Annotated in this window: 28 protein-coding genes and 1 tRNA gene; 20 read left to right on the top strand and 9 right to left on the bottom strand. The window is 61.1% G+C overall.

The features are described from left to right. Positions 1–289 precede the first annotated feature (289 nt). Entirely contained in the window at positions 290–1,654 is a 1,365-nt protein-coding gene (locus I6I12_RS11745) for a CitMHS family transporter (protein WP_200288359.1), read from the top strand. A 34-nt stretch (positions 1,655–1,688) separates the two neighbouring features. On the opposite strand, the gene I6I12_RS11740 is transcribed toward I6I12_RS11745, so the two are convergent. Then, positions 1,689–1,765, bottom strand: a tRNA-Pro gene (locus tag I6I12_RS11740). A gap of 78 nt (positions 1,766–1,843) precedes the next feature. Further along, positions 1,844–2,734 carry a metallophosphoesterase gene (locus I6I12_RS11735; protein ID WP_200288358.1) on the bottom strand — a complete coding sequence of 297 codons (891 nt, stop codon included), beginning with the start codon at positions 2,732–2,734 and terminating at the stop codon, positions 1,844–1,846. Between the two features lie 33 nt (positions 2,735–2,767). Here I6I12_RS11735 and I6I12_RS11730 point away from each other — a divergent pair, with 33 nt between their 5' ends. Next, positions 2,768–3,232, top strand: a complete 465-nt coding sequence (locus I6I12_RS11730) for a GatB/YqeY domain-containing protein (RefSeq protein ID WP_023020406.1) — start codon at positions 2,768–2,770, stop codon at positions 3,230–3,232. Positions 3,233–3,262: 30 nt separating this feature from the next. Here the strand turns inward: I6I12_RS11730 and I6I12_RS11725 are convergent, their stop codons facing one another. Next, positions 3,263–5,752, bottom strand: coding sequence for a transglycosylase domain-containing protein (locus I6I12_RS11725; RefSeq protein WP_200288357.1), 2,490 nt, complete (start codon positions 5,750–5,752; stop codon positions 3,263–3,265). A gap of 144 nt (positions 5,753–5,896) precedes the next feature. Between I6I12_RS11725 and I6I12_RS11720 the strand changes: the two genes are divergently transcribed. From I6I12_RS11720 to I6I12_RS11705, 4 genes are read left to right on the top strand one after another with little or no spacing between them, the layout of a single operon-like run. Beyond that, a complete protein-coding gene (locus I6I12_RS11720; RefSeq protein ID WP_023020408.1) occupies positions 5,897–6,220 on the top strand; it encodes a WhiB family transcriptional regulator in 324 nt (107 codons plus the stop codon). Between the two features lie 45 nt (positions 6,221–6,265). Beyond that, entirely contained in the window at positions 6,266–6,424 is a 159-nt protein-coding gene (gene sp36 / locus I6I12_RS11715; RefSeq protein WP_005323131.1) for a Sp36 family protein, read from the top strand. After that, positions 6,425–6,883, top strand: a complete 459-nt coding sequence (locus I6I12_RS11710; protein ID WP_023020409.1) for a RidA family protein — start codon at positions 6,425–6,427, stop codon at positions 6,881–6,883. 18 nt (positions 6,884–6,901) lie between these two features. Continuing rightward, entirely contained in the window at positions 6,902–7,717 is an 816-nt protein-coding gene (locus tag I6I12_RS11705; protein WP_200288356.1) for an MBL fold metallo-hydrolase, read from the top strand. A gap of 176 nt (positions 7,718–7,893) precedes the next feature. On the opposite strand, the gene glxR is transcribed toward I6I12_RS11705, so the two are convergent. Further along, the gene (gene glxR, locus I6I12_RS11700) at positions 7,894–8,577 is read right to left on the bottom strand and encodes a CRP-like cAMP-activated global transcriptional regulator GlxR (protein WP_005323128.1); all 684 of its coding nucleotides are present in this window, start codon (positions 8,575–8,577) and stop codon (positions 7,894–7,896) included. A gap of 341 nt (positions 8,578–8,918) precedes the next feature. On the opposite strand from glxR, the gene nth reads away from it, so the two are divergent. The 4 genes from nth to I6I12_RS11680 are packed head-to-tail and all read left to right on the top strand — an operon-like array spanning position 8,919 to position 12,100. Next, a complete protein-coding gene (gene nth, locus I6I12_RS11695; protein WP_200288355.1) occupies positions 8,919–9,575 on the top strand; it encodes an endonuclease III in 657 nt (218 codons plus the stop codon). 9 nt (positions 9,576–9,584) lie between these two features. Continuing rightward, the gene (locus I6I12_RS11690; RefSeq protein WP_200288354.1) at positions 9,585–10,148 is read left to right on the top strand and encodes a TlpA family protein disulfide reductase; all 564 of its coding nucleotides are present in this window, start codon (positions 9,585–9,587) and stop codon (positions 10,146–10,148) included. Continuing rightward, on the top strand, positions 10,145–10,846 hold the full coding sequence (locus tag I6I12_RS11685; protein ID WP_200288353.1) for an NUDIX hydrolase: 702 nt from the start codon (positions 10,145–10,147) through the stop codon (positions 10,844–10,846). The genes I6I12_RS11690 and I6I12_RS11685 overlap by 4 nt, the downstream gene beginning before the upstream one ends. 57 nt (positions 10,847–10,903) lie before the next feature. Beyond that, the gene (locus I6I12_RS11680; protein ID WP_200288352.1) at positions 10,904–12,100 is read left to right on the top strand and encodes a MarP family serine protease; all 1,197 of its coding nucleotides are present in this window, start codon (positions 10,904–10,906) and stop codon (positions 12,098–12,100) included. On the opposite strand, the gene I6I12_RS11675 is transcribed toward I6I12_RS11680, so the two are convergent. Continuing rightward, complete coding sequence (locus I6I12_RS11675; protein WP_200288351.1) at positions 12,097–13,011, bottom strand: alpha/beta fold hydrolase; 915 nt, start codon at positions 13,009–13,011, stop codon at positions 12,097–12,099. The genes I6I12_RS11680 and I6I12_RS11675 overlap by 4 nt on opposite strands. Positions 13,012–13,147: 136 nt before the next feature. Continuing rightward, complete coding sequence (locus I6I12_RS11670; RefSeq protein ID WP_023020417.1) at positions 13,148–13,651, bottom strand: phage holin family protein; 504 nt, start codon at positions 13,649–13,651, stop codon at positions 13,148–13,150. A 109-nt stretch (positions 13,652–13,760) separates the two neighbouring features. Between I6I12_RS11670 and I6I12_RS11665 the strand changes: the two genes are divergently transcribed. Continuing rightward, entirely contained in the window at positions 13,761–14,477 is a 717-nt protein-coding gene (locus I6I12_RS11665) for an oxidoreductase (protein WP_200288350.1), read from the top strand. Here I6I12_RS11665 and I6I12_RS11660 read toward each other — a convergent pair. After that, the gene (locus tag I6I12_RS11660) at positions 14,474–15,355 is read right to left on the bottom strand and encodes an HAD family hydrolase (RefSeq protein ID WP_200288349.1); all 882 of its coding nucleotides are present in this window, start codon (positions 15,353–15,355) and stop codon (positions 14,474–14,476) included. The two genes, I6I12_RS11665 and I6I12_RS11660, sit on opposite strands and share 4 nt — an antisense overlap. A gap of 461 nt (positions 15,356–15,816) precedes the next feature. Between I6I12_RS11660 and ssd the strand changes: the two genes are divergently transcribed. The 7 genes from ssd to I6I12_RS11625 are packed head-to-tail and all read left to right on the top strand — an operon-like array spanning position 15,817 to position 20,336. Beyond that, entirely contained in the window at positions 15,817–16,884 is a 1,068-nt protein-coding gene (ssd, locus tag I6I12_RS11655; RefSeq protein ID WP_023020421.1) for a septum site-determining protein Ssd, read from the top strand. Continuing rightward, a complete protein-coding gene (locus I6I12_RS11650) occupies positions 16,881–18,059 on the top strand; it encodes a TadA family conjugal transfer-associated ATPase (RefSeq protein WP_234288134.1) in 1,179 nt (392 codons plus the stop codon). Before ssd ends, I6I12_RS11650 begins: the two co-directional genes overlap by 4 nt. Then, on the top strand, positions 18,052–18,840 hold the full coding sequence (locus I6I12_RS11645) for a type II secretion system F family protein (RefSeq protein WP_200288348.1): 789 nt from the start codon (positions 18,052–18,054) through the stop codon (positions 18,838–18,840). Before I6I12_RS11650 ends, I6I12_RS11645 begins: the two co-directional genes overlap by 8 nt. Continuing rightward, on the top strand, positions 18,837–19,433 hold the full coding sequence (locus I6I12_RS11640) for a type II secretion system F family protein (protein WP_200288347.1): 597 nt from the start codon (positions 18,837–18,839) through the stop codon (positions 19,431–19,433). The genes I6I12_RS11645 and I6I12_RS11640 overlap by 4 nt, the downstream gene beginning before the upstream one ends. A 24-nt stretch (positions 19,434–19,457) precedes the next feature. Then, positions 19,458–19,646 (top strand): DUF4244 domain-containing protein, encoded by a 189-nt coding sequence (locus I6I12_RS11635; RefSeq protein ID WP_023020425.1) that lies wholly within the window; start codon positions 19,458–19,460, stop codon positions 19,644–19,646. 56 nt (positions 19,647–19,702) lie between these two features. Beyond that, positions 19,703–20,017, top strand: coding sequence for a hypothetical protein (locus tag I6I12_RS11630; protein ID WP_023020426.1), 315 nt, complete (start codon positions 19,703–19,705; stop codon positions 20,015–20,017). Next, positions 20,010–20,336 carry an Rv3654c family TadE-like protein gene (locus I6I12_RS11625; protein ID WP_023020427.1) on the top strand — a complete coding sequence of 109 codons (327 nt, stop codon included), beginning with the start codon at positions 20,010–20,012 and terminating at the stop codon, positions 20,334–20,336. The genes I6I12_RS11630 and I6I12_RS11625 overlap by 8 nt, the downstream gene beginning before the upstream one ends. Positions 20,337–20,359: 23 nt before the next feature. Here I6I12_RS11625 and I6I12_RS11620 read toward each other — a convergent pair whose 3' ends face one another. Then, complete coding sequence (locus tag I6I12_RS11620; protein ID WP_200288346.1) at positions 20,360–22,723, bottom strand: Zn-binding domain-containing protein; 2,364 nt, start codon at positions 22,721–22,723, stop codon at positions 20,360–20,362. Between the two features lie 177 nt (positions 22,724–22,900). Here I6I12_RS11620 and I6I12_RS11615 point away from each other — a divergent pair, with 177 nt between their 5' ends. Next, positions 22,901–23,104, top strand: coding sequence for a cold-shock protein (locus I6I12_RS11615; RefSeq protein ID WP_086588724.1), 204 nt, complete (start codon positions 22,901–22,903; stop codon positions 23,102–23,104). A 17-nt stretch (positions 23,105–23,121) separates the two neighbouring features. Here I6I12_RS11615 and I6I12_RS11610 read toward each other — a convergent pair whose 3' ends face one another. Next, a complete protein-coding gene (locus I6I12_RS11610) occupies positions 23,122–23,751 on the bottom strand; it encodes a DedA family protein (protein ID WP_023020430.1) in 630 nt (209 codons plus the stop codon). A 248-nt stretch (positions 23,752–23,999) separates the two neighbouring features. Between I6I12_RS11610 and topA the strand changes: the two genes are divergently transcribed. Next, positions 24,000–26,975 (top strand): type I DNA topoisomerase, encoded by a 2,976-nt coding sequence (topA, locus tag I6I12_RS11605; protein ID WP_200288345.1) that lies wholly within the window; start codon positions 24,000–24,002, stop codon positions 26,973–26,975. Positions 26,976–26,977 lie beyond the last annotated feature (2 nt).

The raw sequence follows: 26,977 nt of genomic DNA, 5'->3' as shown, positions 1-26,977 counted from the left end.
CGACGCGGCGCTGTAGGGGCACCGCGTCGTTTCCCATATATGGGGTATTTATCTGCATTTTCTGCGCAAGAATCCGTGCACAACGGCCGCCGTTTTATCGGGGTGGGGTAGTTTTCACGCTTTGCATACCTTTTTGACGACACTTATCTATAGACAATTCAATTCAAAGTGGTGTGAATTTTTTTGAGGTAGTGGTAGTGCTGCCGGTGGCCAGGGTTTAATCTGAGTCACACCCCGTCTATCTGTGTCACGTGCGGCACGGCGGGACGTCAACTTGTAAAGGAGCACTATGCAGACCCCGCTCGGCCTTACGACCGTAGGCCTTTTGGTCATTTTCGTGACGGTGGGAATTTTAATTCGCGGCCGGGTAAACCCCATCATTCCCATGACATTGGTGCCTGTAGTTGGTGCCCTAGTATGTGGATTTGGTCTAGGCGAAATATCTGACTTTTTCAGTGAAGGCTTAAGTTCCGTCATCAACGTTGTGGTGATGTTTATCTTTGCCATCATCTTCTTTGGCATATTGCAAGATGTTGGCCTATTTACTCCGGTTATCCGCGCGCTCATCAAGGCTACCCGCGGAAAAATCATGGCCGTAACGTTGGGCACTGCGGCGATCGGCGTAGTAGCGCACCTCGATGGATCTGGTTCTACCACCTTCCTTATCACCATCCCCGCGCTACTCCCGCTCTATCGTGCGCTGAATATGTCGCGCTACGTGCTTATCACCATTGTGGCGATGGCCGCCTCCATAATGAATATGGTTCCTTGGGGCGGCCCGCTAGGCCGGGCCGGCGCCGTAGTCGATCAAGAGCCCAATGCCATCTGGGTGCAACTTTTGCCCATTCAGGGCGTAGCGATTGTGCTGGTCTTCCTTTTGGCTGCGCTTTTGGGGTGGCGGGAAAAGCGCCGCATAGCGGGTTTGCGCGAAAGCGGCGAATTAGCAGGCGGCACGGCAGTAGACGTGAATGAATTGGCCGATGAATTCGCTGCTGCACAGGTACGTGAACAACATAAATTGGGCTACCACTTCCGCACGGGACGCTGGGTTACCGTGGTCAACGTTGTCGTAGCCCTTGCGGTCTTAGTGGCTCTGCTATCGGGCGTAGTTCCGCCCGCCCCAGCCTTCCTCGTGGCCACTACTATCACGCTAGCCATTAATTTCAGCGGTTCCATGGAACAAGGCGAGGCCCTACGGCGCCATGCGCCTAATGCATTGGCCATGGCGGGCGTCATTCTTGCCGCGGCCATGTTCTTGGGCGTTCTCAATGAAACGAAGATGCTTGAAGAAATCGCCCTGACGCTAGTTAACGTCTTGCCGGAGGGTGTCGCGCCGCATCTCCACGTTATTGTGGGCTTCTTTGGTGTACCGCTTGACTTGTTGACCTCGACGGATGCCTATTACTTCTCAGTTCTTCCTATTGTTCAGGGAACCGTGGAAAGCTTTGGGGTAAGCGGTATGGGTGCGGCTTGCGCGCTCATCATTGGTAACGTGGTGGGCACCTTCGTCTCGCCGTTCTCACCCGCATTATGGTTGGCGTTGGGGCTAGCGGAAGGCCAGATGGGTAAATATCTCAAGCTGGCTTTCCCCATTGCGTGGCTATTTTCCGCCATCTTGGTGGCCGCGGCGCTGTTTATGGGAATGTTGGCCTAGTAAAGGAAAGGCCCGCAGCACAGCTGCGGGCTCATGGTCGGGATAACAGGATTTGAACCTGCGACCTCTTCGTCCCGAACGAAGCGCGCTACCAACCTGCGCCATATCCCGGCGTTCCGCCTTGAAAAGCGGTACCTCGATACTTTAACGCAAGCTAAGCGCAATCAACAAAACGGCAGGTGGTTGCGTTTAGTCCACCTCAGTGATTTTTAGCAGCGTGGCGGAGGGCCGGCAGAAGATGCGTACGGGGGCAAATTTGGAGGTGCCCAAGCCATTGGAGACATGCATTTTCATCGGGCCGAAATCGTGGAGCCCCTGCACGCGGTCGCGGTCGATGCCGCAATTGGTTACCAGTGCACGGGATCCCGGCAGGCAAATTTGGCCGCCGTGGGTGTGACCAGAGAGCGAGAGTTGGTAGCCGTCGGCCGCGAACTTCTCCAGCACGCGGGGTTCGGGAGCGTGGAGGAGGGCCAGGGACAAATCAGCATCCTCGTTGGGAGGACCCGCGATTTCGGAGTAATCATCCAGATCGTGGTGTGGATCGTCCACGCCGGCGGCGGCAAGACGGACGTTGCCCACCTTAAACTCATGCCGAGCCTGGTTGGCATCGCGCCATCCGTGCTCCATAAAGGCGGCGCGCATACCGCGCCAGGGCAGATCCACATAGGAAGGCTCCCGCTTTTTGCCCAGCAGATACTTGAAGGGATTGACCGGACGCGGGGCCCAGTAGTCATTGGTGCCAAAGACAAAGAGGCCGGGGCGGGCCAGCAGCGGACCGAGAGCGCGCAGCGTATCGGGTACGGCCTGCTGATCGGAGAGATTATCGCCGGTGTTGACTACGAGGTCCGGCTCCAGGGCGTCGAGGGCGGAGACCCAGGCAATCTTGGTCTCTTGGTCCGGGATCATGTGCAGATCAGAAAGGTGGAGCAACCGAAATTCCGGCTTGCCACGCAGAGTGCCCTTGGGCAGGAGAGGGAGCGTATATTCCTTGAGCTCGAATTTGGTCAGTTCGCTATAGCCCCATGCTGCGGCGCCCAGGCCCGCAGCGGTGAGGCCGCCAAGAATACGTAAAAGTTTCACGGCTACCACCCTACCTGGCGTACATTGATAGGCATGAGCGAGCTAAAACAAACCATCCGTGCAGATCTGAAAACCGCAATGAAGGCGAAGGAGAAGCAGCGCACCAGCGCCATCCGTGCCTTGCTGGCCGCCATCCAGGCCGAGGAGACTAACGGCTCCCGGCACGAGCTGGAGGACGCCGATATCCTTAAGGTAATTGCGCGCGAAATCAAAAAGCGCCGCGAGTCCGCCGAGGTCTATGAGGAAAATGGGCGTCCGGAGTTGGCTGAAGCCGAGCTTGCTGATGTCCCCTTCTTCGAGGCCTACCAGCCCCGCCAGCTAGACGAGTCCGAGCTGCAGGCCTTGGTGAAGGAATCCATCGCCGAGGTCGAAGCCGAAAACGGCGAAGCACCCACCATGAAGCAGATGGGTGCCGTAATGAAGGTGGCCAATGCCAAGGCCGCCGGCCAAGCGGACGGCAAGCGCCTGTCCGCTGAGGTCAAAGCCCAGCTGAGCTAGAGCGGGCGAGACCATACTGGGCGGCGGAGCCTAGCGGCCAAGCAGGCTGCGGATATCGTTGGCAAAGTTATCGATGTCCTCTTGGCGGATGCCAAAGTCTTCCGGCGAGAATCCGCCCCCTCCACCGTCACCGCCTGTGCCGCCAGTCGAGCGGCCCGGACTAGTAGCACCGTCGGTATTAGCGCCGCCGGTGCTATTTTGCGTGCCGGTGGAGTTAGCATCGGCCACGCCGGAGGAGGGGGATTGGGAGGCCCCGGCGCCGTCGGAGAGCTGCAGCGTAATTTCTGCCCCCTTCTTCTTTCCGTCCTTGCCGGTAATGGCGCGAACTACGCGGCCATAAGGCACATCGCCGCCGATGACGCGGGAAGTCTTGACCACATAGCCCTTAGCTTCCAAGGCCTGGCGCGCCTCGGCCTCGGACTTGCCACGCAGGCCATCTAGGGTCTTATCGGCCGTGGTGCCGTTATCGTATTTCTTATTGTAATTCGGCAGACCAGCCTTGGTTGCTATCGGCAGCTGGGAGGCCATGCTGAAGAAGGTCTGCGCCGGCTCCAGGCCGCCGTAGAGGTTGCCCCAACCCGCACACTGGCGCACCGGGCCAGTACACAGCGGGACGGTGGAGGTGCCGTCGTTATAAATATAAGGAGCGGCGGAAATGCCCTCATTGAATCCCAAGAAAGCAGAGGACTGGTTGGACTCGGTGGTGCCGGTCTTTGCCGCGATAGGGCTGGAATAGCCGGCCGCCTGGGCGGCATCTTTGGCCGTGCCCTGCTTGGCATCTTCGGACAAAGCATTGCTCATGGCGCGGGCCACGTCCTTATCCACCGCCTGCTCACAAGGGGTTTCTTTAAGGTAGACCTCGTTGCCTTCCTTATCGGTGATCTGGGCGATGGGGTTGGGTTCACACCATTTGCCATCCGAGGCCAGCGTGGCACCCACATTGGCTAGCTCCAGCGGGTTGACCTGGTCTGGGCCCAGGGTAAAGGAACCCGAATTGGCTTCCTTGGTGTGCTGGGCAATCGAGGTGTCCTTATCAAAGCTGCCCTTGTCATCGTAGGAGCGCAGGCCCAAGCGCACGGCCATATCAACGATGGGGGCTACGCCTACCTGCTCGGTGAGCTTGATAAAAGGCGTATTGGGCGAGTGGGCCAGTGCTTCCTGCAGCGTCATGGTGGCCTTATAGGCGCCAGCGTTTTCCACGCAGTAGCGGTCCGCCGGGCAGCCGGCGGCGCCGCCGTGACCAAGGCCTTCCGCCTCGTAGCGGGTGGGCACATCCACGGTGTTTTTAATGCCATAGCCTGCCTCAAGCGCGGCCGCGGCGGCAAAGACCTTAAACACGGAGCCGGCGCCGTTGCCTACCAGGGAATAGGGCTGCGGCAGGATGGTTTCATTCTTGTCCAAGTCCAAGCCATAGTCACGGGAGGAGACCATGGCCAGCACCTTGCGATCCGATTTACCGGGTTTGATGACGTCCATGACTTCCGCCACGCCCGGGGCGTCCGGGTTGGTGTGGCTTTGCACGGCCTGAAGGGCCTTATTTTGCACCGTTGGATCCAGCGTGGTTTTGATGGTGTAGCCACCGCGCGCCAGCTGTTCTTCGCTAATGCCCTTCTTATCCAGGTACTTCAGCACATAATCACAGTAGAAACCGCGGTCACCCGCGCCGATGCAGCCATTGGCTAGCGTTTGGGGCTTCTTGCCGACGCCCAGCTTTTCCCCCTTATACTTATCCGCTTCCTGCTGCTTGATATAGCCGTTATCCGCCATGGATTGCAGGACGAGATTGCGCCTTTCGGTTACTTCGCCAGTGTTGGTATAGGGGTTGAGACGCTCAGAGGATTGGACCATGCCCGCCAGCATTGCTGCTTGTGGCACCGTGAGCTCAGAGGCGTGGGTGCCAAAATAGGTGCGGGCTGCGGCCTCGACGCCATAGGCATGGTTACCAAAAGACACCAGGTTGAGATAGTTGGTGAGGATGTCATCCTTATCTAACTCCTCATCCATCTTGGTAGCCATGCGCATCTCGCGCAGCTTGCGGGTTATGGATTGCTCGGTGGCCGCGGCACGCTCTTCATCGGTGGTAGCAGAAACCAACAGCAAGTAGTTCTTTACGTACTGCTGATCGATGGTAGAAGCACCCTGAGAGACACCACCCGAGGTCAGGTTGGTCCACAGTGCGCGGAAATTGCCCTGGAAGTCTACGCCTTCGTGATCATAAAAGCGCTCGTCCTCAATGGAGACGATGGCGTTTTTCATGGCTTTAGAAATCTTCTTTCCCTCCACCGGGTGGCGGCGCTGGCTGAAGACATAGGCCATGTCCTTGCCCTTGGCATCTTTAATAGTGGTGACGCCAGGGATATTACCGGCCGTCAGATCTTGCAGGTCAGATTGCATGGTTTCGTTAGTACGGGCAATCGCTACCCCGGAAATGCCCGCGAAGGGGGCAAGGGCCAGGGCGATCAGCGCGCCTACCAAGACCGTAGACAGGGCTATCTTGGCCAAAGATTTGATGACAGTCACGCCCCATACACTACGTGGTCGCCCTCGGTGGGTGGAAGATCACTCGCACCCCCTAAAGTGTGACGTGTTAGACAATCTTCTACCTGGGTGAATAGACTTAGGCGCGTTACATAGTATTCCGTCTGGGAAGGAGCACACTCACCCATGACCGTTCGTGTGAAGACTGCTGGAATGTCTAATACAGCCCGAAATCCCGAGCGTGGTGAGTGGGTTACCCAGGCTAAATGCCGTAAAGGTGACCCGGATGCCCTCTTTGTGCGCGGTGCAGAACAGCGCAAGGCGGCGGTCATCTGCCGCCACTGCCCGGTGTTGACCGAATGCCGTGCCGATGCTTTGGATAACCGCGTCGAGTTTGGTGTTTGGGGCGGGCTGACCGAGCGTCAGCGCCGTGCATTGCTGCGCAAGAACCCTCACATCACGGATTGGGCGCACTACTTGGCTGAGGGCGGCGAACTCGTCGGGATTTAAGAATTTTGACGGCGTGGGGCGTATTTAATAGTTAGAATGGGACCCATGACTAAATGGGAATACGCAACCGCACCTGTTCTTACCCACGCTACGAAGCAGATCCTCGATTCTTGGGGTGAAGACGGCTGGGAACTGGTTACCGTCACCCCTGGCCCGAACCCAGAAAACGTCGTGGCCTACTTCAAGCGCGAGGTGGCAGAGTAAATGGGCTTTCATGCTCGCTTGCGGGAGCTGGGGTACGAGCTACCGGGCGTCGCCAAGCCGCTAGCTTCCTATGTGCCGGCCGTGCGCGTAGGAAATCAGGTCTGGACCTCCGGTCAGCTTCCCCTCGTGGAGGGAACCTTGCCGCTGACCGGCAAGGTTGGTGCCGAAATCACTACGGAACAAGCCCAAGAACAGGCCCGTATCGCGGCGCTCAATGCGCTCGCCGCCATCGATGCTGAGGTGGGCCTAGATAATATCTCCCGCGTGCTAAAGATTGTGGGGTTCGTGGCTTCTGATCCGGGCTATGCAGATCAGCCAGCAGTTATCAATGGCGCCTCGGATTTCATTGGTGAAGTCTTTGGGGATGCCGGAACGCATGCTCGCTCCGCCGTTGGTGTGGCTGCGTTGCCTAAAAACGCGCCGGTAGAGATCGAACTAATCGTAGAAATTGCTGCTTGATCGGATAGGCTAGTAACTATGGAGCACCCTGCATATAGTCAATTGCGTCTCGTCAGCCAATCCGTTGGCGTAGTCCTTTGTGATAACCCCAGCTACACCGCCCTTGAGGGGACGAATACGTGGATTATTCGCGCCGCTGAAGACTCCCGGGCGATCGTCGTAGACCCGGGTCCAGAGGATGAAGGCCATCTCAACGTTGTGCACCGCAACGCAGGTGAGGTGGCATTGATTTTGATTACTCACCGCCACGATGATCACGCATCTGGCGCGCAGCGCCTGCGGCAGATGACCGGCGCCCCCATCCGCGCATTCGATCCGAGTTACTGCAACGGTGCCGAGGCGCTGCAGGATGGTGAGCATATCTCCCTCGACGGCATCACCCCTCGCCTCGAGGTTGTTCACACCCCTGGCCATACCGCGGACTCCACCTGCTTTTTTGTGTGGAGCGGTGAAGTAGGAAACTCCCGTCTCGAAGGCATTATTTCCGGTGACACCATCGCAGGCCGTCACACCGTTTTGCTTTCGGAGACGGACGGAAACTTGGCCGACTATCTGCACACCTTGGATACCCTAGAGGAGCGCGGTAAGGATATCGCGTTGTTCCCAGGGCACGGGCCAGATTTGGATGACACGTCCCAGGTAGCTCGCAAGTATATCGACCGCCGCCACTACCGCCTTGATCAGATTAAGGAGATCCGCTCCCGCTTGGGTGAGGATGTAGATCTGAATACCCTGGTCAACGAGATGTACGATGATGTGGATCCGGTACTGCGCCACGCTGCGGAGCAGTCCACTCGCACCGCGCTGAAGTATTTGGACGGCAAGACTAAATAAGCCGTATCTCCTATGTGCCCCTTTTTCCTCCTAGTAGGAAAAGGGGCTTAATTGTTTTAGCCCCTGCGCTGGTGCACCAGGGAAGTGGGGCTGGCCTTCACGTAATGCTGGGCAAGGGGGGGCGAAAACCAGCGAAACCCCCGCTTTAAGCGGGGGTGTGGCGAGCTCGCGCTTACTTAGCGAGCGCGGCGGGCGAGGTGCTCGGTATCGACAATGAGCACGGACTTGCCCTCGAGGCGGATCCAACCGCGGTGGGCAAAGGTGGCGAGCGCCTTGTTGACGGTCTCACGAGAGGCGCCGACCAGTTGGGCAATCTCTTCCTGGGTGAGATCGTGGTTTACGCGCAGGGCGCTGCCTTCCTGGACGCCGAAGCGATTGGCCAGCTGCAGCAAAGTCTTTGCCACGCGGCCGGGAACATCCGTGAAGATGAGGTCGGCCAAGTTGGCGTTGGTGCGACGCAGGCGGCGTGCCAAGACGCGTAGCAGCTGCTGTGCGATTTCGGGGTGGTCACCAACCCACTTCTTGAGCAGCTCGGAGTTCATGGTGGCCGCCTGAACTTCGGTCACGCATACTGCGGAAGAGGTGCGCGGGCCCGGGTCGAAGATGGACAGCTCGCCGAACATATCGGATGGGCCCATGACGGTCAGGAGGTTTTCGCGGCCGTCCGGGGCGTGGCGAGCGAGCTTAATCTTGCCCGAGGTGATGATGTACAAGCGGTCACCAGGTTCGCCCTCGTCGAAGATGGTGGTTCCGCGCGGATAGCGCACGGTCTCCATCTGCTCGATGAGGTGCTGCACTGCAACGGGATCAACGCCTTGGAAGATTCCGGCGCGGGAGAGGATGTCCTGTACGCCTTCCACGTTTTACTCCTTGGATGTCGACTACGAAAGTCCATAGATGCGCCTGCGCCACATCTGGGTGCGGTCTTTCATGCACTCGACAATGCGGAACAAGCGGGGTCACTGTGTAACGAGTTTCATCTTACAGTGTAATTGGTCACTTTTGGTACTTCAGTGAATTTTTGTCACACTATAGAAACTCTGATCGTGCTAGAGGCACAACCCCGGCCAGCGAGTTTGCGGCTTAGTCAGCGAAAACAACTGCCTCGAGCTTTTCCATCAGGAGGGCGAAAAGGGCGATCGCAAGCGGTACCAGAATCACAAGTGAAATCATGTTTTCCTAGTCTACTAAGCTTTATGCCATGAATTCAGCACTGTCAGCGGCCAGCGCGCCGGAGCTACGGGCACCGGAGATAAATAGGCGTTTGGCACAGGAGTATCCAGATGCGCGTTGTGCCTTGGATTATGACTCCCCGCTGCAGCTTTTGATAGCCACGGTGCTTTCTGCCCAGTGCACGGATGAGCGCGTGAACTCGGTGACCCCTGAACTCTTCTCCCGCTACCCCGAGGCCGCAGATTATGCAGCAGCGCAGCGGTCGGAACTGGAGCGCATCCTGCGCCCGTTGGGTTTTCAACGAGCTAAGGCGGGACACCTTTTAGGCATAGGGGAGAAGCTGGTGGCAGATTATGCAGGCGAGGTTCCCCGCACGGTTAAAGAGCTCACCAGCCTGCCCGGCGTGGGGCGTAAGACCGCGCTGGTGGTGCTTGGGAATGCCTTTGGGATTCCGGGGCTGACGGTGGATACGCACTTCGGCCGCCTCATGCAGCGGCTCGGGCTCACAGGGGAGACGACGCCGCTAAAGATTGAGCGGGACATCGCCAAGCTCCTGCCAGAAGAAGAGTGGACAATGTTTTCTCACCGCGTCATCTTTCATGGGCGCCAGGTATGCCATGCGCGCACGCCGGAGTGCGGTGCATGCGTGCTGCGGGATATGTGTCCAGCGGCTAGTGGGCGCTAGGCTTAAGGCATGAAGAACTACGTCCTTGGCACGGTGATTGCCGCGATCCTCATTGCCGTTATCGCCGTAGTGGGGGTCTCGCAATTGCGGGGTGGGGACGAAGCCGAGGAGGCGTTGCTAACCGAGGCTGCTCCGCAAGAAGTTCCGCAGCGTCCAGACTGTCCAGCCGGCACCGTAGCTGGGGTAGAGCTGGATTGCTTGGGCGGTAAGGCCACCGGAAAGCGTGCCGATGAAGGTGTGAGCGTGGTCAACGTGTGGGCGTGGTGGTGCGAGCCGTGCCGCGCGGAGCTTCCCTATCTGCAAAAGGTGGCGGAGACGCACCCAGAATGGCAGGTCGTGGGTGTGCACGCGGATAAGAACGCGGGAAACGGTGCGGCTTTCTTGAATGACGTGGGAGTGGATCTGCCGAGCTTCCAGGATGCGGATAATAAATTTGCCGGTCAGTTAAGCCTGCCAGGCGTAGTTCCGGTGACAGTGGTGCTCAAGGACGGCGAAGTACGCAAGCAATTTGCGCAGCCCTTTAGCTCCGCAGCGGAGATTGAACGGGCCGTGAAAGAGGCGATTGCGGCATGAGCCAACTTCGTCCCGAGTACACACCAGAATGGCTCAAGCCAGCGTTGGGGGTAGACCCGAGCCAGGTGCAAGAGCTCATTGGCAACCGGCAGGCCTCGTCACTCAATGGCACTACTGCGCAGGTGCCGGTCAAACGGGAAGCAGCCGTGCTCATGCTGCTTAGCGGCGAAAGCGCGGAGGAGGGCAGCATTTTGCTCACGCACCGCTCGCCGTCCATGCGTTCTCACTCCGGACAAATTGCCTTCCCGGGCGGCCGCCGAGATCCCGGTGATACCTCGCTAGTGGATACTGCGCTGCGGGAAGCCTGGGAAGAAACGGACCTGCAGCGTAATTCCGTGACCCCGCTGGAGCAGTGGAGCCAACTGCATATCCGTGCCACCGGCAATCCCGTGAGCCCGATCCTGGCGCATTGGAACCAGCCGGGGGAGGTCTATCCCGCCAGCCCTGATGAAACCGATGACGTCTTTCTCGTTCCCATCCGGGAATTGGTCGATCCACACAATCGCTTCGTGGTGGGCTTTAGAAAATGGCAAGGACCAGCATTTCATGCCAATGGCTATGTCATCTGGGGGTTTACCGCCGGCGTGCTTTCGGCCCTCTTGCAGCACTCTGGGTGGAGCGTTCCTTGGGATAATAATTCAGTCATGGACCTGCGTGACTCCCTCAAAAACTCCCGCAATAATGAGAAGATGTCCTAACCGCTTGTGCCGCGGTACGTGTACGTCTTAACCCCCAAATAGAAAGAATCCATAGCCATGACTCCTGCGCTTATCGTTGACGGCCTGATTGTGGTCGCCGTCCTGTTGGCGCTACTTAGTGGGTGGCGCAATGGTGCCCTCGCGGCAGTTTTGGCCTCCATCGGAGTGGGTGCTGGGGTAGTGCTGGGCATTGCCGTGGCACCTGCCGCATTGCGCCTGGTGGAGCAGCCCTCGCTGCGCTTGCTGCTTTTGGTAGGGATTTTGGTGCTATTCGTGGGCATCGGGCAGCTCATCGGCTCCTCTCTGGGCGGCAGCGTGCGCGACCGCATGAAGGCGCGCAAGACGCAGCGCCTCGATTCTGCGGTGGGTGCGGTATTCCAAGCCTTTGCCGCCTTGGTGGTTATTTGGCTGATTTCTATCCCTGTGGCCACCAACTTGGGTGGTGCGGCCGGTCAGGGCCTGCGCGATTCGCGCATTCTGGGCAACCTCAACTCGGCCGCGCCGGCGCGGGTAGCGGCGCTGCCCAATGGTGTGGCGGCAATGCTTAATGAGTCCGGCCTGCCGCCATTAGTGTCGCCGTGGCAAAACTCTATTAGCACCGAGGAGGTAGAAGAGCCGGACCCAGACGTGCAGGATCCGGAGCTGGTGCGCCGCATGCGGCCCTCCATCATTCACGTGCTTGGCGACGCCGAAGAGTGCTCCCGCCGCCTCATGGGTTCCGGCTTCGTAACGGCCGATGACTACGTGATCACCAATGCCCACGTGGTGGCCGGCACGCAGACCGTGCGCCTTGATACCAAGCTGGGGCTTAAGGATGCGACCGTGGTCTACTACAACCCAGACGTGGACGTGGCGGTGTTGCATTCGCGCGACCTCGGCATCGATCCGCTGCCGTGGGCCCAGACCCCGGCCCAGACGGGCGATGATGCGATGGTCATGGGCTTCCCACATTCTGGGCCTTTCGACGCCGAGATGGCGCGTGTGCGCGATCGCATCACCATTTCCGGCCCGGATATTTACTCCCACGGGCATGTGGAGCGCGATTCCTACACCGTTCGTGGCAACATCCAGCAAGGAAATTCCGGCGGCCCGCTGGTCAATACGGCCGGCGAGGTCCTAGGCGTGGTCTTTGGCGCCTCGGTGGATGACTCTGAGACGGGCTATGCGCTCACCGCTGATGAAGTCAACAGTCAGATCGGGGACGTCGCGCAGCTTACCCACCCGGTCGATACCGGTGAGTGCGTGGCCCACTAGGTATATTCTTGGAGCCACGCCCCCAGCGTAGAGACGAACTCCGCCGGTGCTTCCACGTGAGGTAGGTTCTTCGCACCGGGCACGGTCGTGGCGGTAAAACCGTGGCGGGCGCGCAAGGCGGCGCGACGGACCACGGGATTCCACAGCCGTTGTTGGGCGTGGATGAAAAGGACGGGTCGTTCCACTGTCAGTTCCACCCAGTTCAGGGGGACAACGGCGGTGCGCATACGGTGGTTCCACATGATTCCGCGCCGAACGCTGCCGATCCGGGAGGCGCGCAGGCGTAGATCGAGGATGCGGTCAAAGGTGGCTCCGTTAAGCGAAGGCCCCGTATCCAGCTCCAACTCCTTGCGGTAGGCGCGCGGGCTAAGTAGCAGGTTCTGGGCGCGGGTAACGCGGGGTAGGCGGCACAGCAGCGAGCGCAGGTTAATCCACCCAAAATCCCACGGCCGGGCGGCAATCGCTCGGCGCAGATCCACCGGGTGAGCGGCGGAGATGGAAGCCAAGCCGCGCACCCGCTCGGGGCGCTCAGCGGCTAAGCACCAAGCCACCGCGCCGCCGGTATCGGCACCGACCACAAAGGCATCGTCGTGGCCCATGGCCTGGATGAGCCCGCTGATATCGCCCACCAAGGTACGAATATCTTGCCCCGCATCAATAGGTGGCTTATCGGACATGCCAAAGCCGCGCATATCTACCGCCGCGACGTGGAAGCCGCGCTGCGCAAGCGGCGCAATGACGTCTTGGTAGTCGAACCACCCACCAAAGGCGCTGTGGATGAGTACCACTAGTGGCTGCGTGCTCTCTCCCGCCGTGGCCACGTGCAGGCGGATGCCGCGGGTATGGACGAAGTCATGCGCATAAGGTCCCTCCAGCTCCACCGTTGAGGGAGGCAGGGGTGCAAAGGCCATGGTGCCGCCTTTCTATAGTTGGGGCAGAAACGGTAGAGGATAGGGGAAAGTACACAAAATCCGCCCCAGGCTAGCTAGGGCGGATAGAGGGGAGCACGACTGCGTGGCGTGCTGCGTGTGCGTGGCGCCTGCCGGTTTAGGTGTAGAGGCCGTGGGTGGTCTTTCGGTCCAGAGACTTTTGTGCCTTGCCCGGAACCAGGTTCTTGAGCTCCTTGGTGGAGTCAATGGTCTTTTGCGGCGCCTTCACCTGCTTGACGTTCTTCAGACCAACAAAGGCCAGGATGCCGGCGAGGACGATCATGATCAAGAAGACGATCAGGAACGCTGCCCAGCGGTCCAGCCAGATGGCGAGGAGCTCTGCCAGGAAGAAGAAAAAGAAGAAAGAGCTATACAGCGCGATGGTGCCAGCGCCGCCGAAGAGACCAGCGCCAATTCCGCCCTTCTTTGCGGACTCTGCCAGCTCGGTCTTAGCCAGCTCCACCTCGGAGCGTACGAGCTGGGACATCTGCTCGGTGGCGTTGGAGACCAGCTGGCCTACCGAGGTCTCGGACGAGGACGTATCCACGTCACTCAATGGGATCGAGTTCACCTTCGGTGCAAATTGATCAGTACCGTCGGTATACAGTCCATCGTTGCTCACGATTAATTCTCCTCGCGTTTATCTAAACCTTGTAATGTCCCTAATAATAATGGAATCACTATTTCTCCCATGGTGCCACGCATACGTAGGGACTTCCACGGCTATCCTAATGTATATGTCAGAAATTGACGCGTTATCCCCGCTGTTTCGCCTGCCGGGGGTGAAAGAAAGTGCAGAAAAAGCCGCCGCTGCCATTGCCCGTGCACACCGCCGACCTGCAGGATTGCGAAAGTTTGAGGTTATTTCTGCCGAGTCACTTATGCGCGGTGCCCGTTCTAGCGTGGCGCTTGATGGCTACGCCTTCCCCCCACATCCGGGCCCAGAAAATGTGGAAGAAGGGCCGTTGGCCAGCGCCGTAAGCGCCTACTCTGTGGCCGCGCCGGAGCTCTTGGACACCACGGTGCGCTCCTTTGCCCGCGCGCCGTTGCAGGTTTTAGCGCGCATTGACGTCGCGGCCGGTGGCACCGGTATCCCAGCCGGTGAAAGCGCGCGGCTGCAAGGGCTGGGCCGGCTTATCGCCCAGGGTAATGGTCCCGCCTTTGATCTCCTTCTACCGAGCGTGGTCCATGCCGAGATAGCCGCAGGGCAGTTTTTCGGCCCTCGCAGCGGTCTCGTCGCCCGCGTTGCTTCTCGCCTTGCAGCTGTGCATACGGGGTTTGACCCGCGCGGTTTCGCCGTACCCGAGGTCTACTACACCCGCCACCGCGCTGAGTATGCCGATGCGGTGGATAATTACCGCACCGCGCTTGCCGACGCCCTCCTTACCCACCTCGCTGGCTGGGCAGCCGGTGGTGCAGAGGCCGACGCGATTGCGCGAGCCGCTTAAGAGGTATGCCGTGGCCCGCGCTTGGGGAAGCTGGGGCGGTCAGGGTGCTGGGCAAGCCACAGCCCGGCGCCGATAGCCGCCACGGTACCCGCCAGCACGGAGGCGCCGATTCCGATTTCTTTAGCGGTTGGCGCAGGCAGGAGCGGCACTGGGTCCTTAAAGGATCGAATATCCCACTCATGGCTGATGGCGTGGCGCTTTAATTGCTTGTCCGGGTTGACCGCGACGGGGTGGCCAACCTTCTCCAGCATCGGGATATCCGTAGCAGAATCCGAATAGGCATAGCTGGCATTAAGATCAATGTTTGCTGCGGCGGCAGTGCGCTCTAGTGCCTCCGCCTTATGTGGGCCCTTGCAATAAAAGAGCACCTCGCCGGTAAAGCGTCCGTCTTTTTCTGCCAATTCGGTGGCGATGACGTGCTCGACGCCGAGCTCCTCCGCGATGATGTCTACCAGCACGGTAGCGGAGGCAGAGACAATGACCACGTGGTCGCCCGCGGCGCGGTGGGTACGGATAAGTTCCCGGGCCTCGGCATAGATGGAGGGAGTGACCAACTGGTGCATGGTGTCTCGGGCGATGGAGCGCACTTCCTCCACGGACCACCCCGTGACCATTGCGGTGAGCTGATCGCGGCTAGCGTCCATGCCTTCGCTGGAGAGGCCGGAAAACATATAGCTGGCTTTCGCCAGGGAGAGCTGCAGTGCTTCGGCCGGGGAGATGAGCCCGTTGTGCAAAAATTCGCGGCCAAAGGCATAGGCCGAGGAGGTGGCGATGATGGTTTTATCGAGATCGAAAAACGCCGCGGTGCGTGTGTGCTCGCCGCCGGCGCAACTCGTGCTAGCGGGGCGGGGAGGAAAGGATTCGCGGGAATTCGTCATGGTGTGCTGCCGAGTGTAGCTGCCCTTCGCGCTTAGTGGTGTAGAAGTGGCTGCAGTTAATGGTGGTTGGCGAGTCAATAATGTGGGATTGGCAGCCCGTGCGGGGGATAAAGTAGTGAACACGCATTCGGTGCAGGTCAGCGCCATGGCCGTTGAAAAACTGCTGTTAGCTGTTGTGGTTGGGTGGCGAACATGTCATAATAATGCGTGCAAGGCCCCGATATACTGTGCGGCCTGCCCCGGCTCACCCCCCCCGAGGCCGGGTTACTGACGGCCCGTGCGCACACCCCCCGATGCACGGGCCGTCACCTATATCTAGCGCCATGTGATACGAGGTTATCCACAGGTTTTTAGTTGAAGTGGCAACCAAATCAGGACCACACGGTGACTTATCGCGGGTTATCCACAGTGCCACCGGAGAGCCCTCGCTGCGGTTGCACGGATGCTTCAGGCTATGAGGCATGAACGCATTACATCCTGATTCCGCTGCCATCGTCGTTGCCGTCGGTGACGAAGCACTGCGCGCCGAGGCTATCCATGCCGCGGCTGCTACCAGCCACGATGTGCTTACCGTAACCGATCCCCGCGACGTCCCGCGCAGTCTGCCAGGCGCCTTTGCGGTCCTGGTTGATTCCCTCATGGCCCGCGTGGTGGCGGCAGCGCAACGCCCCTACACCGCGCCTGTGCCAGTACTATTCCTTGCCGCGGACCCTGGACCGATTGACTATGAAGCGGCATTAGCCTGTCACGCGGAGAGCGCCTTTATCATTCCCGCCCAGGTTAAGGAGCTGCTCGCGGGCATTGCGGCCGCGGGCACCCCGCAGGACACGCGACCGGGTAGCGCCACCATCGCCGTGGTTGGGGCGAGCGGCGGGGTGGGGGCTTCTACCTTCGCGGCCGCCTTGGCCCGCACCCAGTGCGCTGCGGATGGGCGCGCCCTGCTTATCGACGCCCACGCATACTCCGGTGGCCTCGACCTCCTGCTTGGCGTAGAGGCCGAAGCGGGGGCGCGCTGGCCGGAGCTTACCGTAGGCGATGGCAGTATCGATGCCACCGATCTCTACCGCGCGCTGCCCACTACGCCGGATGGGGTAGCGGTGCTCTCGACCGCGCGCAGTACCGTCGCGGATCCCTTCCGCCTGGAAAAGGACCTGCTCGCGCGAGTAGTGGGCGCGGCCCACGCGGGCGAAGGGCTATGCGTGGTGGATTGCACCCCGGAGACCGTTCCGGATGCGTGTACCCACGTGGTCATAGTGGTGGCCGCAGAAGTGCGCTCGGCTGCATCGGCCGCGCAACTAATTGCGCGCTTCGGGGCTGCGCGGCGCAGCTGTGTGGTGGTGCTGCGGCAACGCCAGTGGGCATCGTTAAGCGCGGCGGAAGTAGAAAGCATCATCCACAGCACAGTGTTGGCAGAACTGCCAACGGCCCGGGGCCTTACGCGCGCGGTGGAAATAGGCGGCCTCCCGCAGCGCCTCCCGGCACCCTTGCGCAAGGCTGCACACGCGGTCCTCGAGGAGGTAGGCGCGTGAGTGAGCAGAAAGTAGCACAGGAAACGCTGGAAAAGATGCAGCGTATCATCGCCGCCGAGCCCGACTTAGTGCATGATGCGGCAGCCTTGGCTCGGCGCATCCGTGCAGAAGCCGGCGTGATTAGTGACGTCGCGGTACTCGACCTACTACGCCGCCTGCGCCAAGACGCCACCGGAATGGGCCCGCTTGATGCATTGCTGGGGCGAGAGGGGGTTACCGATGTCGTTGTTAACGGGCCGCATGCGGTATTCATGGACCGCGGCGAGGGCCTCGAACGCACTGACATCACCTTCCGCGATGATGGCGAAGTCCGCCAACTGGCCAGCCGGCTGGCGGCAGCCTCCGGCACGCGCCTCGATGATGCTCAACCTTATGCCGATGGCCGCGTTAGCCGCCCTGATGGCGTCGTCCTGCGCGTCCATGCCTTGCTGAGCCCGCCTGCGGTGGCCGGAACCTGCCTGAGCCTGCGCGTACTGCGCCAAGCCCAGACCACCCTGCCCCAACTAGTAGACAACGGCACGCTGCCAGAAGATATCGCTACGCTGCTGCGCGCTGTGGTGGACAAGCGAGTCTCATTCCTGGTTATAGGTGGAACCGGCTCCGGCAAAACCACCTTGCTATCCGCACTTTTGGGAACCGTCTCCGAGCGCGAACGCATCCTCGTCATCGAAGACACCGCCGAGCTCTCCCCGCACCACCCACACTGCGTTAGCGTGGTCTCGCGCCGGGCCAACGCGGAGGGAAGCGGCGAGGTCACGATGTCACAATTGCTCCGACAAGCGCTGCGCATGCGCCCAGACCGCATCGTGGTAGGCGAGATCCGCGGCCGCGAGGTGGTCGATCTCCTCGCCGCCCTCAACACCGGACACGACGGCGGCGCCGGTACGCTCCATGCCAATTCGCTCTTTGAAGTCCCCGCCCGCATGGAGGCCCTCGCCGCCCTTGGCGGCCTGGACCGCGTGGCACTGCACTCACAACTGGCAGCGGCCGTACACATGGTGCTGACCATGGAACGCACCCCGCAGGGCCGCCGCCTTGCCCATATTGGCGTGCTCGAGGGAAACCCGGTTACCCCGCGCATCATCTGGAGTGCCGAAGACGGGCCGGCGGATGGCTTTGCGGAATTTTCCGCACAACTTCTGGGCGAGCGCGCCGGGAAGGCCAGCCATGCTTAGTTTCCTCCTGCTCGCCGCCGCGCTGCTCCTGCCCGCGCCCTCTATCGCCGGCCGCCTAGCTTCCGCAACGCGCCAGACACGAGCTAGCTCCGTGGTCATCCTGGGGGCGGTATTTTGCGGCAGCCTGGTCTTTTACTCAGTGGGTCGCATCAGCGTCGCTATCGCCGCCGCCATAATCGCCTGGTGCGTGTCCTGGTACACCAAAGACCTCGTGGCCGCGCGTACGCAGCGGCGCGGCCGCGAAGGGCTGGCCGCCTATTTGGGAGTGGTCACCGCGGACCTGCGGGCAGGGGCGACCCTGGCTGGGGCACTTGCCCGCGGGGTGGAGGCCCTGCCGGGAACTACCCCGCGGGAGGTATCCGCCGCACTGGAAGCAACGGCCGCCCTCGCTGCGCGTGGCGCGCCGCCCCACATGGCGCTCACGGATGCGGAGGATACAAAGGCCCTGCCGGAGCTTTCCCGCTTAGGCCACCTGCTGGAGCTTTCCACTTACCACGGTATTGCGGTGGCCAGCTTGCTCGACCAAGCCCAAAGCCGCCTCGATGCTTCTCGACGCCACCAGCAATCCACCTCCGCTAGTCTGCAAGGCCCCCAAGCGACCGCCACGGTGCTCGCGTGCTTGCCAATAGCCGGCATCGCCATGGGCGGGGCCATGGGCGCTAACTCGCTCGGCTTTCTTTTCGGCGGCGGGCTGGGCGGTGTCCTTCTCGTGGTAGGCGTGGCGCTGGCCTGCGGCGGCTTCGCTTGGTCGCGCGTCATTATTCGGAAGGCGGCTGCATGACCCCGCTCATCTTTGTGGCCTTGGCCGCCCTCGTTGGCCTCCCACCGCACACTGGCCGGCTGGCAGTTACCAGTGCGACTGAGACCACCGCCAAGACCCCGCGCGATGGCCCGAAAGCGCGTGGGGGACTGATAAGCAAGCTCAAGCCCGCAGCACCGCTGGACCCGCTGATAGTAGCTGGCGACGTCGAACTCTTCGCAGCGTGCCTGGCCGCAGGGCTGTCCGTGCACGGAGCCGCCACCGCGGTCGCTCGCACCGCGGACGCTCAGACGCAGGACCTGTGGGAGACCGTCTCCGCGCTGCTAGGCGTTGGAGTTTCCACGCAGTCCGCGTGGGGCCATATGAAGGGCCAGGTGGGGCTGGAGGACTTAGCACAGCTTGTCATCATGTCGGGCCAATCCGGCGCCACCATTGCGGCCGGATGTCATCGAATCTGTACTTCTTTTCGCGTGGAAGCATCCGCCCACGCCACAGCACAGGCGGAGCGCGCAGGAGTATTCATTGCCCTCCCGCTGGCGGTGTGCTTCCTGCCGGCATTCATCGTTCTAGGCCTTGCGCCCGTAGTAATCAGCCTGGGCGCGCAACTTCTCTAAACCTCACTTGAAAGGACACTAATCATGCACGCACTTACTAAGTATCCCCAGCTCATCCGCAATGACGAGGGGATGAGCACCATCGAATATGCCATGGGCTCTCTAGCAGCAGCGGCGCTTGCCGGGGTGCTCTACATGGTCATCAACGGCGGCGGCGTGGTGGATGCCATCGAAGGCATCATAACCGACGCCCTCTCTAATACCCCCAGCTAGCAGCTCTACGTAACCCCAGCCGGCGGGACCATTCCCGCCGGCAGAAAGGAGGAATAATGCACAAGGTATTTGATGACGATGGCTCCGTGACCATCGAGGCCGCCTTAGCTTTAAGCTCCCTAGTCTTGGTCGCGGCGGGAATCGTGGGTGCTATTGCCACGCTGGCATCCTATATCGCCGCTGTGGACATGGCGGGTGCGGCCGCGCGTGCGCATGCCATCGGCGTCGAATACCACCCCGCGCGCGAAGATGCCCAAGTCAGCGTGGAGGAAAGCGGTGGGCTGGTGAAGGCGTCGGTAAGCGTGGAAGCCCCCATCGGCACCATGCGCTCCGAGGCAGTCTTTCCCGCCGAGGTGGGCGGAAATGAGTAAGCCGCAACGCTGGGGCGAGGAAGGCTATGCCACCATCGCTGCGGCCGGCATCATTGTCGCCATCGTGAGCCTGCTGCTTATCGTGGCGGCGGTGGGCTCGCGCGTAGCCGCACGCCACGAGGCGCAAGTGGCCGCCGACCTCGCTGCGGTCGCTGGCGCCTGGGCACTTGCTACTGGCGAGGATGCCTGCACCGCCGCGGGCGATACCGCCGCCCTGAATGGCGCCACCCTAGAAACCTGCACCGAATCCGGTCGCGACGTCATCGTCACCGCGGCAGTGCGCGGCCGCTCTACCCAGGCCAAGGCCGGGCCGGTGTGAGCCAGCGGAAGGAGGCAGCGCGGCTAGCCCTGCGTCATGGTGACCAGCGCGCCGAGTAGCTTGATAGCACCATCTTTGCTGAGCGGATTATTTCCGTTGCCGCACTTCGGTGATTGCACGCACGACGGGCAACCGGATTCGCAAGGACACGAGCGCACCGCCTCGAAGGTGGCCTCTATCCATTCGGGGAAGCGGCGGAAGCCTTCTTCAGCAAAGCCGGCACCGCCCGGATGGCCGTCATAGACAAAAACGGTGGGCAGCTGGGTATCGGGGTGCAGTGCGGTGGATACGCCGCCGATATCCCAGCGGTCGCAGGTGGCGATAAGCGGCAGTAAGCCGATGGCGGCGTGCTCGGCCGCGTGTAGGGTGCCGGGCGTATCGGAGGCCGTCACGCCCATGGCGGAAAGTGCCAGCGGATCGATGGTATAGGCCACGGCTCGGGTAACCAGGCGCTGTTCGGGGAGATCGAGGGGGATGTCGTCACCAATGGTGCCATCGGCAAGCCGCACTTGGTAACCGGTGACGAGATCGGTGACCTCTACCTCCACGTCGGCTACCCACAGGCCCGGGGAATAATTGACCAGGTTATCGGCCTCGCGCAGGATGCGGATATCCGTGGTGGAGCGCGGGGTCGTCGAATAATCCGGGGCCTCGGGGCGGGCGAGCGCCAGGTAATCGCTGAGGATGAGTTCCTCGATGACAAAACTTTCGCCTTGGTGCAGGTACACCGCGCCGGGGTGCACCTGGCTGGTGGCGCGAGCGGCATCGATGGTGCCGAGCAGGCGGCCGTCGGAAGAATCCACGATCATCACTTCCTCGCCTGACCCGCCGCGCAAGGAAACGGCGGTATGCGCCGTCTCCGGGGAGAGTTCCTCCGGCGAGTGGGCAGGAATGGGTACGGCGAACCACCCGCGCTCGCGGTGGCGCAGCAGGCCAGACTCGGCCAGCTGATGGACCACGTCCTGGGCTCCCCAGGCAGCAATCGTGGCATCATCCAGTGGTTTTTCTACCGCAGCGCAGTAGACATGGCCGAAGAGGATATAGGGATTGGCCGGGTTGAATACGCTGGCCTCCACCGGCTTGCCCAGCAGCGCCTCGGGATGGTGGACCAGATAGGTATCCATCGGCTCATCGCGGGCGATGAGTACTACGAGCGAGCCCTGCCCGCGGCGGCCGGCGCGCCCGGCCTGCTGCCAAAAACTGGCGACGGTCCCCGGGAAGCCGGCCGTGACCACGGCATCGAGCCCACCGACGTCGATGCCCAGCTCGAGCGCGGAGGTGGTGGCGACGCCGAGCAAGGAGGCGTCGTCAAGCGCGCGCTCTAATGCACGGCGGTCCTCGGCCAGGTAACCCGCGCGGTAGGCGGCGATGCGCTGGGCAAAATCGGGCCGGCCCAAACTACCGGAGAGCACCTCGGCCGCACGCATGGCCACCACCTCGGCCGAGCGGCGCGAACGCACGAAGGTCATGGTGCGCGCACCCTCGGCGATGAAAGAGGCCATCATCTCGGCCGCTTCGGTGGTGGCGGCGCGGCGCACCGGCGCCCCGTGCTCACCCTCGGCGCCCTCGATGAAGCCTGGCTCCCACAGGGCTACGGTGCGCGCACCGGTGGGGGCGGTGTCCTCCGTAATTGCGCGGGCCGGCCGGCCGGTGAGGCGCTGTGCATGCCGGCCCGGGTCCTTCATGGTGGCCGAGGCATAGATAACCGTCGGCCGCGAGCCATAGTGCGCGCACAAGCGCAGCAGCCGCCGCAACACGAGCGCCACATTGGCGCCGAATACGCCCCGGTAGGAATGGCATTCATCGATGACGATGAATTCCAGGTGCCGCAGCAGCCGCGCCCACCGGGCATGCGCGGCCAGCAGGGACATATGCACCATATCCGGGTTGGAAAAAATGAACCGCGAATGATCGCGCACACCCGCGCGGGATTCCTGCGGCGTATCGCCGTCATAGGGCGCGGGCACCACACCCTTGAGCGCCGGAATCCCCCGGCACAGCTCCAGCACCGCCTGCAGCTGATCCGAACCCAGTGCCTTAGTGGGGGTGAGATACAGCGCGCAAGCGGTCGGCTCCTGCGCCAGCCGGCTCAAAATGGGCAGCTGGTAGCCCAGGGATTTTCCTGAAGAAGTGCCGGTAGCAATCACCGCATCCTCGCCTTTCCAGGCGGCCTGTGCGAGTTCAGCCTGGTGCCGATACAGCTTGCCGACGCCCCCTTCTACCAGCTTCTCCCGCAACTGCGGCAGTACCCACTCCGGCCACTGCGCATACTGGGTGCGCTGAGGGGGCAGGGTGGTGTGAAAGGTGAGAGTGGACTCATCGAGGCGGCGCTGGATGAATTCGAGGAGCTCTGTTCCCAGGGGATTATCTGTTTCCGGGTGAGACAATTTTTACCCCCTTGTGGGTTTGGTCTATCGCTTTGGCGTGGAACGTGTCACACTGATATAAGGCCAATGATGTCTTGGTGCGGTGTTTACACTTTAAGGTACTGCTAAAGGACGCATTTACCGAACCCCCTTGGTGCGGAATCGCTGCACCGATAAGCAAGAAAAGGACTGCACACCATGGCACAAGGAACCGTTAAGTGGTTTAACTCTGAAAAGGGCTACGGCTTTATCGAGCGCGCGGATGGCGCCGGCGATATCTTCGTCCACTACTCCGAGATTCAGGGCAGCGGTTTTCGCACCCTAGAGGAAAACCAGCAGGTTACCTTCGAGGTAGGCACCGGGCCGAAGGGCGATCAGGCTCAGTCCGTGTCCGTCATCTAGGCGGCCTGTTCTCCCCGCTACGGCGTCTCGGCGTAGCCGCGGCGGGTATCCCACCACTCGGTGAACTTATTCTGCAGCTTCTGCAGGCCCACGCCGATGATGATGGCTGCGATGATGCTGACCACCACGGCGAGTACTGGCGAATTAGAAAAGGCCATGCCGCCGAGATAACCAATGGCCAGCGCCTCGCCAGCCCAGAGGGCGACGCCGATGGTGTCGAAGAAAACAAAGACGATCCATGGGAACCTCATGGACCCCAGCAGGATGGTCATAAACAAGCGTGCTGAAGGGATGAAGCGGGCGATAATAATGGCGGCCCCTCCGCCGCGGCGCATATTCCGCTTGACCCAGTTCAGCCCTTCGTAGGCCTTAGATCCCTTTGGCACGCGCTTAAGCAAGGGCATAAACCGCGTGCCTAGCAGGAAACAGAGATTATCGCCCATCATGGCGGCGATGAGCGCCACGAAGAACATGGTGGGCAGGTGGGGGAAGCCCTGCGAGCCGGACCAGGCGCCGGCCATATTGAGCGGGATTTCTGACGGCAGGACGGGGAAGAAGCAGTCACCAAAGATCAGCGCGGCGACCAGCGGGTAGATCCACTCTGTGGACATGACGGTTTCGATCCACATAGTGATTGTGTCGACCATGAATCCTCCCCGGGTGTCGGCTTAGGTGTGCTATCGTGCCCCACAATGCTTTCACAGTTACTGGGCATTCTAAGTAGGCCAGTATAGACCCGTTCCGTGGGGGTACATAGTGCCCCTGAAAACGACCTTTTGGCAGAACCGCGTATATGGTGCGAGAAAGGAAACACAGATCAACTGTGTACGCTAGGGGCGATTGCTGAAAGCGTGCATACCTTATTGTTCGCATCATCGAAAGGGATGAAGTCGAAGTGGCAGAAGCAGCCGGGCCGGGAAAGACCTTGGTGATCGTCGAGTCGGCGACGAAGGCGAAGAAGATTCAGCCTTACCTCGGAGATAAGTACATCGTGGAGGCCTCCGTAGGCCACATCCGCGATCTTCCCCGCGGCGCTGCGGACGTACCGGCTAAGTATAAGAAGGAATCCTGGGCGCGCCTCGGCGTGAACCCGGAGGATGACTTCGCCCCGCTATATGTGGTGAGCCCCGATAAGAAGAAGAAAGTCGCGGACCTAAAGTCCAAACTGAAGCAGTGCGATCAGCTCTACCTCGCAACAGACCCCGACCGCGAGGGCGAGGCCATCGCCTGGCACCTGCTTGAGGTCTTAAAACCCAAGGTTCCGGTACGCCGCATGGTGTTCAACGAGATCACCAAATCGGCCATCCTGGAGGCGGCGGATAATACGCGCGATCTGGATTACAACCTTATCGACGCCCAGGAAACCCGCCGCATCCTTGACCGTCTCTACGGCTACGAGGTCTCCCCGGTGCTGTGGAAGAAGGTCATGCCGCGGCTTTCTGCCGGCCGCGTGCAGTCGGTGGCTACCCGCGTCATCGTCGAGCGCGAGCGCGAGCGCATGGCGTTCATCCCCGCGGATTATTGGGATCTAGCCGCCACGCTAGATACCGGCGCTGCGGATGCGGATAATCCCGCTACGTTCGACGCCCGCCTCACAGCCGTCAATAGCAAGCGCGTGGCCCTGGGCCGCGACTTTGATGACCGCGGAAACGTGAAGAGCAAAGACGTCATCGTCATCACCGAGCCGCAGGCCAAGGCGCTAGAAACCGCACTGAGCGGCGCGGACATGCAGGTCGCTGGTGTCGAGCACAAGCCTTATACGCGCAAGCCTTATGCGCCGTTTATGACCTCTACGCTGCAGCAGGAGGCCGGCCGCCGCCTGCACTTTACCTCCGAGCGCACCATGCGCATTGCGCAGCGCCTGTACGAAAACGGCCACATTACTTATATGCGTACTGACTCCACTTCGCTGTCCAAGCAGGGCCTATCAGCTGCGCGCAACTCCGCCACCAGCATCTATGGCGCAGAGTATGTCTCCGACTCCCCGCGGGTTTATGACCGCAAGGTGAAAAACTCCCAAGAAGCCCACGAGGCCATCCGCCCGGCTGGCGAGACCTTCGCCACCCCGGGCCAGCTTTCCGGCCAGTTGGATGCGGAGGAGTTTAAGCTCTATGACCTGATTTGGAAGCGCACCGTCGCCTCCCAGATGGCCGATGCCAAGGGAACCTCCATGAAGGTCACCGTGGCCGGCACGGCTACCACGGATAATGGCAGCTATGACGTGGAATTCTCCGCCACCGGCCGCACCATTACCTTCCCGGGCTTCCTGAAGGCCTATGGCGCAGATGACGCCAAGGGTGACAAGAAGGGCGAGACCCACCTGCCACATTTGGAAGAGGGTCGCGCCCTGAACGCCAAGGAGGTCTCCGCCGAGGGCCACTCCACCAACCCGCCGGCGCGCTATACCGAGGCCAGCTTGGTCAAGAAAATGGAGGACTTGGGTATCGGCCGCCCGTCCACGTATGCGTCCATTATCAAGACCATCCAGGACCGCGGCTATGTGGTCTCGCGCGGCAATGCGCTGGTGCCATCGTGGGTTGCCTTTGCCGTCGTGGGACTGTTGGAGGAGAACTTCACCGAGCTGGTCGACTATGACTTCACCTCTTCTATGGAGGATGAGCTGGACCAGATTGCTACCGGTATCGAGGACGGCACCGCCTGGCTCAATGGCTTTTATTTCGGCAACGCCGAGGCCAACGAGCAAAAGGCGGCCTCCATTGCCCGCCACGGTGGCTTGAAATCGCTTATCGACGTCAACCTAGAAGCCATCGATGCCCGCAAGGTCAACTCCCTGCGCCTTTACACCGATACCGAGGGCCGCGATGTCTTCGTCCGTGTGGGCCGCTATGGCCCGTATATCGAGCGCGCCGTCGGCACCAATGACGACGGCAGCATCGAGTACCAGCGCGCTAACCTCTCTGAAACCGTCACTCCGGACAGCTTGAACGAGGAGCTGGCGGAAAAACTCTTTGCCACCCCACAGGGCGGCCGCGAACTGGGTGAAAACCCGGCAAATGGGCGCATGATTGTGGCTAAGGAGGGCCGCTTCGGCCCGTATGTCACCGAGGTGGTCCGCGATGATGAGCGGGAAAAGGCCGAGGGTGAGGCTGAAGAGGTCGTCGCCAAGGAGCGTGCCGAGGAAGACAAGCAACGCGCCGAGGAAGGCAAGCGCGCTAAGAACTGGGAAACCAAAACTGCCGCGAAGCAGAAGGAAAAGCGCGTCAAGGAGTACATCGAGAACAAGCTGAAGCCGGGTACGGCCTCGCTATTTAGCTCGATGGAACCCTCTACGGTGACCCTCGAAGAAGCCCTCCAGCTGCTGTCCCTGCCGCGCGAGGTGGGCGAGGACGACGGCGTGATGATCACCGCCCAAAATGGCCGCTACGGCCCGTACTTGAAGAAGGGGACCGATTCGCGCTCTTTGGCCAAGGAAGAGCAGATCTTCACCATCACCTTGGACGAGGCCCGCCGCATCTATGCCGAGCCGAAGCGTCGCGGCCGCGCCGCGGCCCAGCCGCCGATCAAGCAGCTGGGCGATAATGACGTCTCCGGCAAGCCCATGACCGTCAAGGATGGCCGCTTCGGCCCGTACGTCACCGACGGCACCACCAACGCCTCCCTGCGCCGCGGCGATGATCCAGAGCAGCTTACCGACGCCCGTGCGAACGAGCTCCTCTCCGAGCGCCGCGCCAAGGAAGCATCCGGCGAAACCAAGAAGAAGTCCACCAAGAAGTCCTCTAAGAAGACGACCAAGAAGAAGACGACTAAGAAGGCCACCAAAAAGTCCACGAAGAAGGCCGGCAAGAAGGCAACCAAGAAACCATCGCCCGGCACGAAGAACGTGGTGAAGGCCGGCTCGCGCAAGAAATAACC

The sequence above is a fragment of the Corynebacterium kefirresidentii genome (genome assembly GCF_016599755.1).
GTDB lineage: Bacteria > Actinomycetota > Actinomycetes > Mycobacteriales > Mycobacteriaceae > Corynebacterium > Corynebacterium kefirresidentii.
The sequence above is the reverse complement of the archived record's forward strand: the minus strand, read 5'-3'. Positions and strand labels throughout refer to the sequence as shown.

Coding starts and splice junctions, on each gene's coding strand:
- I6I12_RS11745 (WP_200288359.1), top strand. CDS start 290: ATGCAGACCCCGCTCGGCCTTACGACCGTAGGCCTTTTGGTCATTTTC.
- I6I12_RS11730 (WP_023020406.1), top strand. CDS start 2,768: ATGAGCGAGCTAAAACAAACCATCCGTGCAGATCTGAAAACCGCAATG.
- I6I12_RS11720 (WP_023020408.1), top strand. CDS start 5,897: ATGACCGTTCGTGTGAAGACTGCTGGAATGTCTAATACAGCCCGAAAT.
- sp36 (WP_005323131.1), top strand. CDS start 6,266: ATGACTAAATGGGAATACGCAACCGCACCTGTTCTTACCCACGCTACG.
- I6I12_RS11710 (WP_023020409.1), top strand. CDS start 6,425: ATGGGCTTTCATGCTCGCTTGCGGGAGCTGGGGTACGAGCTACCGGGC.
- I6I12_RS11705 (WP_200288356.1), top strand. CDS start 6,902: ATGGAGCACCCTGCATATAGTCAATTGCGTCTCGTCAGCCAATCCGTT.
- nth (WP_200288355.1), top strand. CDS start 8,919: ATGAATTCAGCACTGTCAGCGGCCAGCGCGCCGGAGCTACGGGCACCG.
- I6I12_RS11690 (WP_200288354.1), top strand. CDS start 9,585: ATGAAGAACTACGTCCTTGGCACGGTGATTGCCGCGATCCTCATTGCC.
- I6I12_RS11685 (WP_200288353.1), top strand. CDS start 10,145: ATGAGCCAACTTCGTCCCGAGTACACACCAGAATGGCTCAAGCCAGCG.
- I6I12_RS11680 (WP_200288352.1), top strand. CDS start 10,904: ATGACTCCTGCGCTTATCGTTGACGGCCTGATTGTGGTCGCCGTCCTG.
- I6I12_RS11675 (WP_200288351.1), bottom strand. CDS start 13,011: ATGGCCTTTGCACCCCTGCCTCCCTCAACGGTGGAGCTGGAGGGACCT.
- I6I12_RS11665 (WP_200288350.1), top strand. CDS start 13,761: ATGTATATGTCAGAAATTGACGCGTTATCCCCGCTGTTTCGCCTGCCG.
- I6I12_RS11660 (WP_200288349.1), bottom strand. CDS start 15,355: ATGACGAATTCCCGCGAATCCTTTCCTCCCCGCCCCGCTAGCACGAGT.
- ssd (WP_023020421.1), top strand. CDS start 15,817: ATGAACGCATTACATCCTGATTCCGCTGCCATCGTCGTTGCCGTCGGT.
- I6I12_RS11645 (WP_200288348.1), top strand. CDS start 18,052: ATGCTTAGTTTCCTCCTGCTCGCCGCCGCGCTGCTCCTGCCCGCGCCC.
- I6I12_RS11640 (WP_200288347.1), top strand. CDS start 18,837: ATGACCCCGCTCATCTTTGTGGCCTTGGCCGCCCTCGTTGGCCTCCCA.
- I6I12_RS11635 (WP_023020425.1), top strand. CDS start 19,458: ATGCACGCACTTACTAAGTATCCCCAGCTCATCCGCAATGACGAGGGG.
- I6I12_RS11630 (WP_023020426.1), top strand. CDS start 19,703: ATGCACAAGGTATTTGATGACGATGGCTCCGTGACCATCGAGGCCGCC.
- I6I12_RS11625 (WP_023020427.1), top strand. CDS start 20,010: ATGAGTAAGCCGCAACGCTGGGGCGAGGAAGGCTATGCCACCATCGCT.
- I6I12_RS11615 (WP_086588724.1), top strand. CDS start 22,901: ATGGCACAAGGAACCGTTAAGTGGTTTAACTCTGAAAAGGGCTACGGC.
- I6I12_RS11610 (WP_023020430.1), bottom strand. CDS start 23,751: ATGGTCGACACAATCACTATGTGGATCGAAACCGTCATGTCCACAGAG.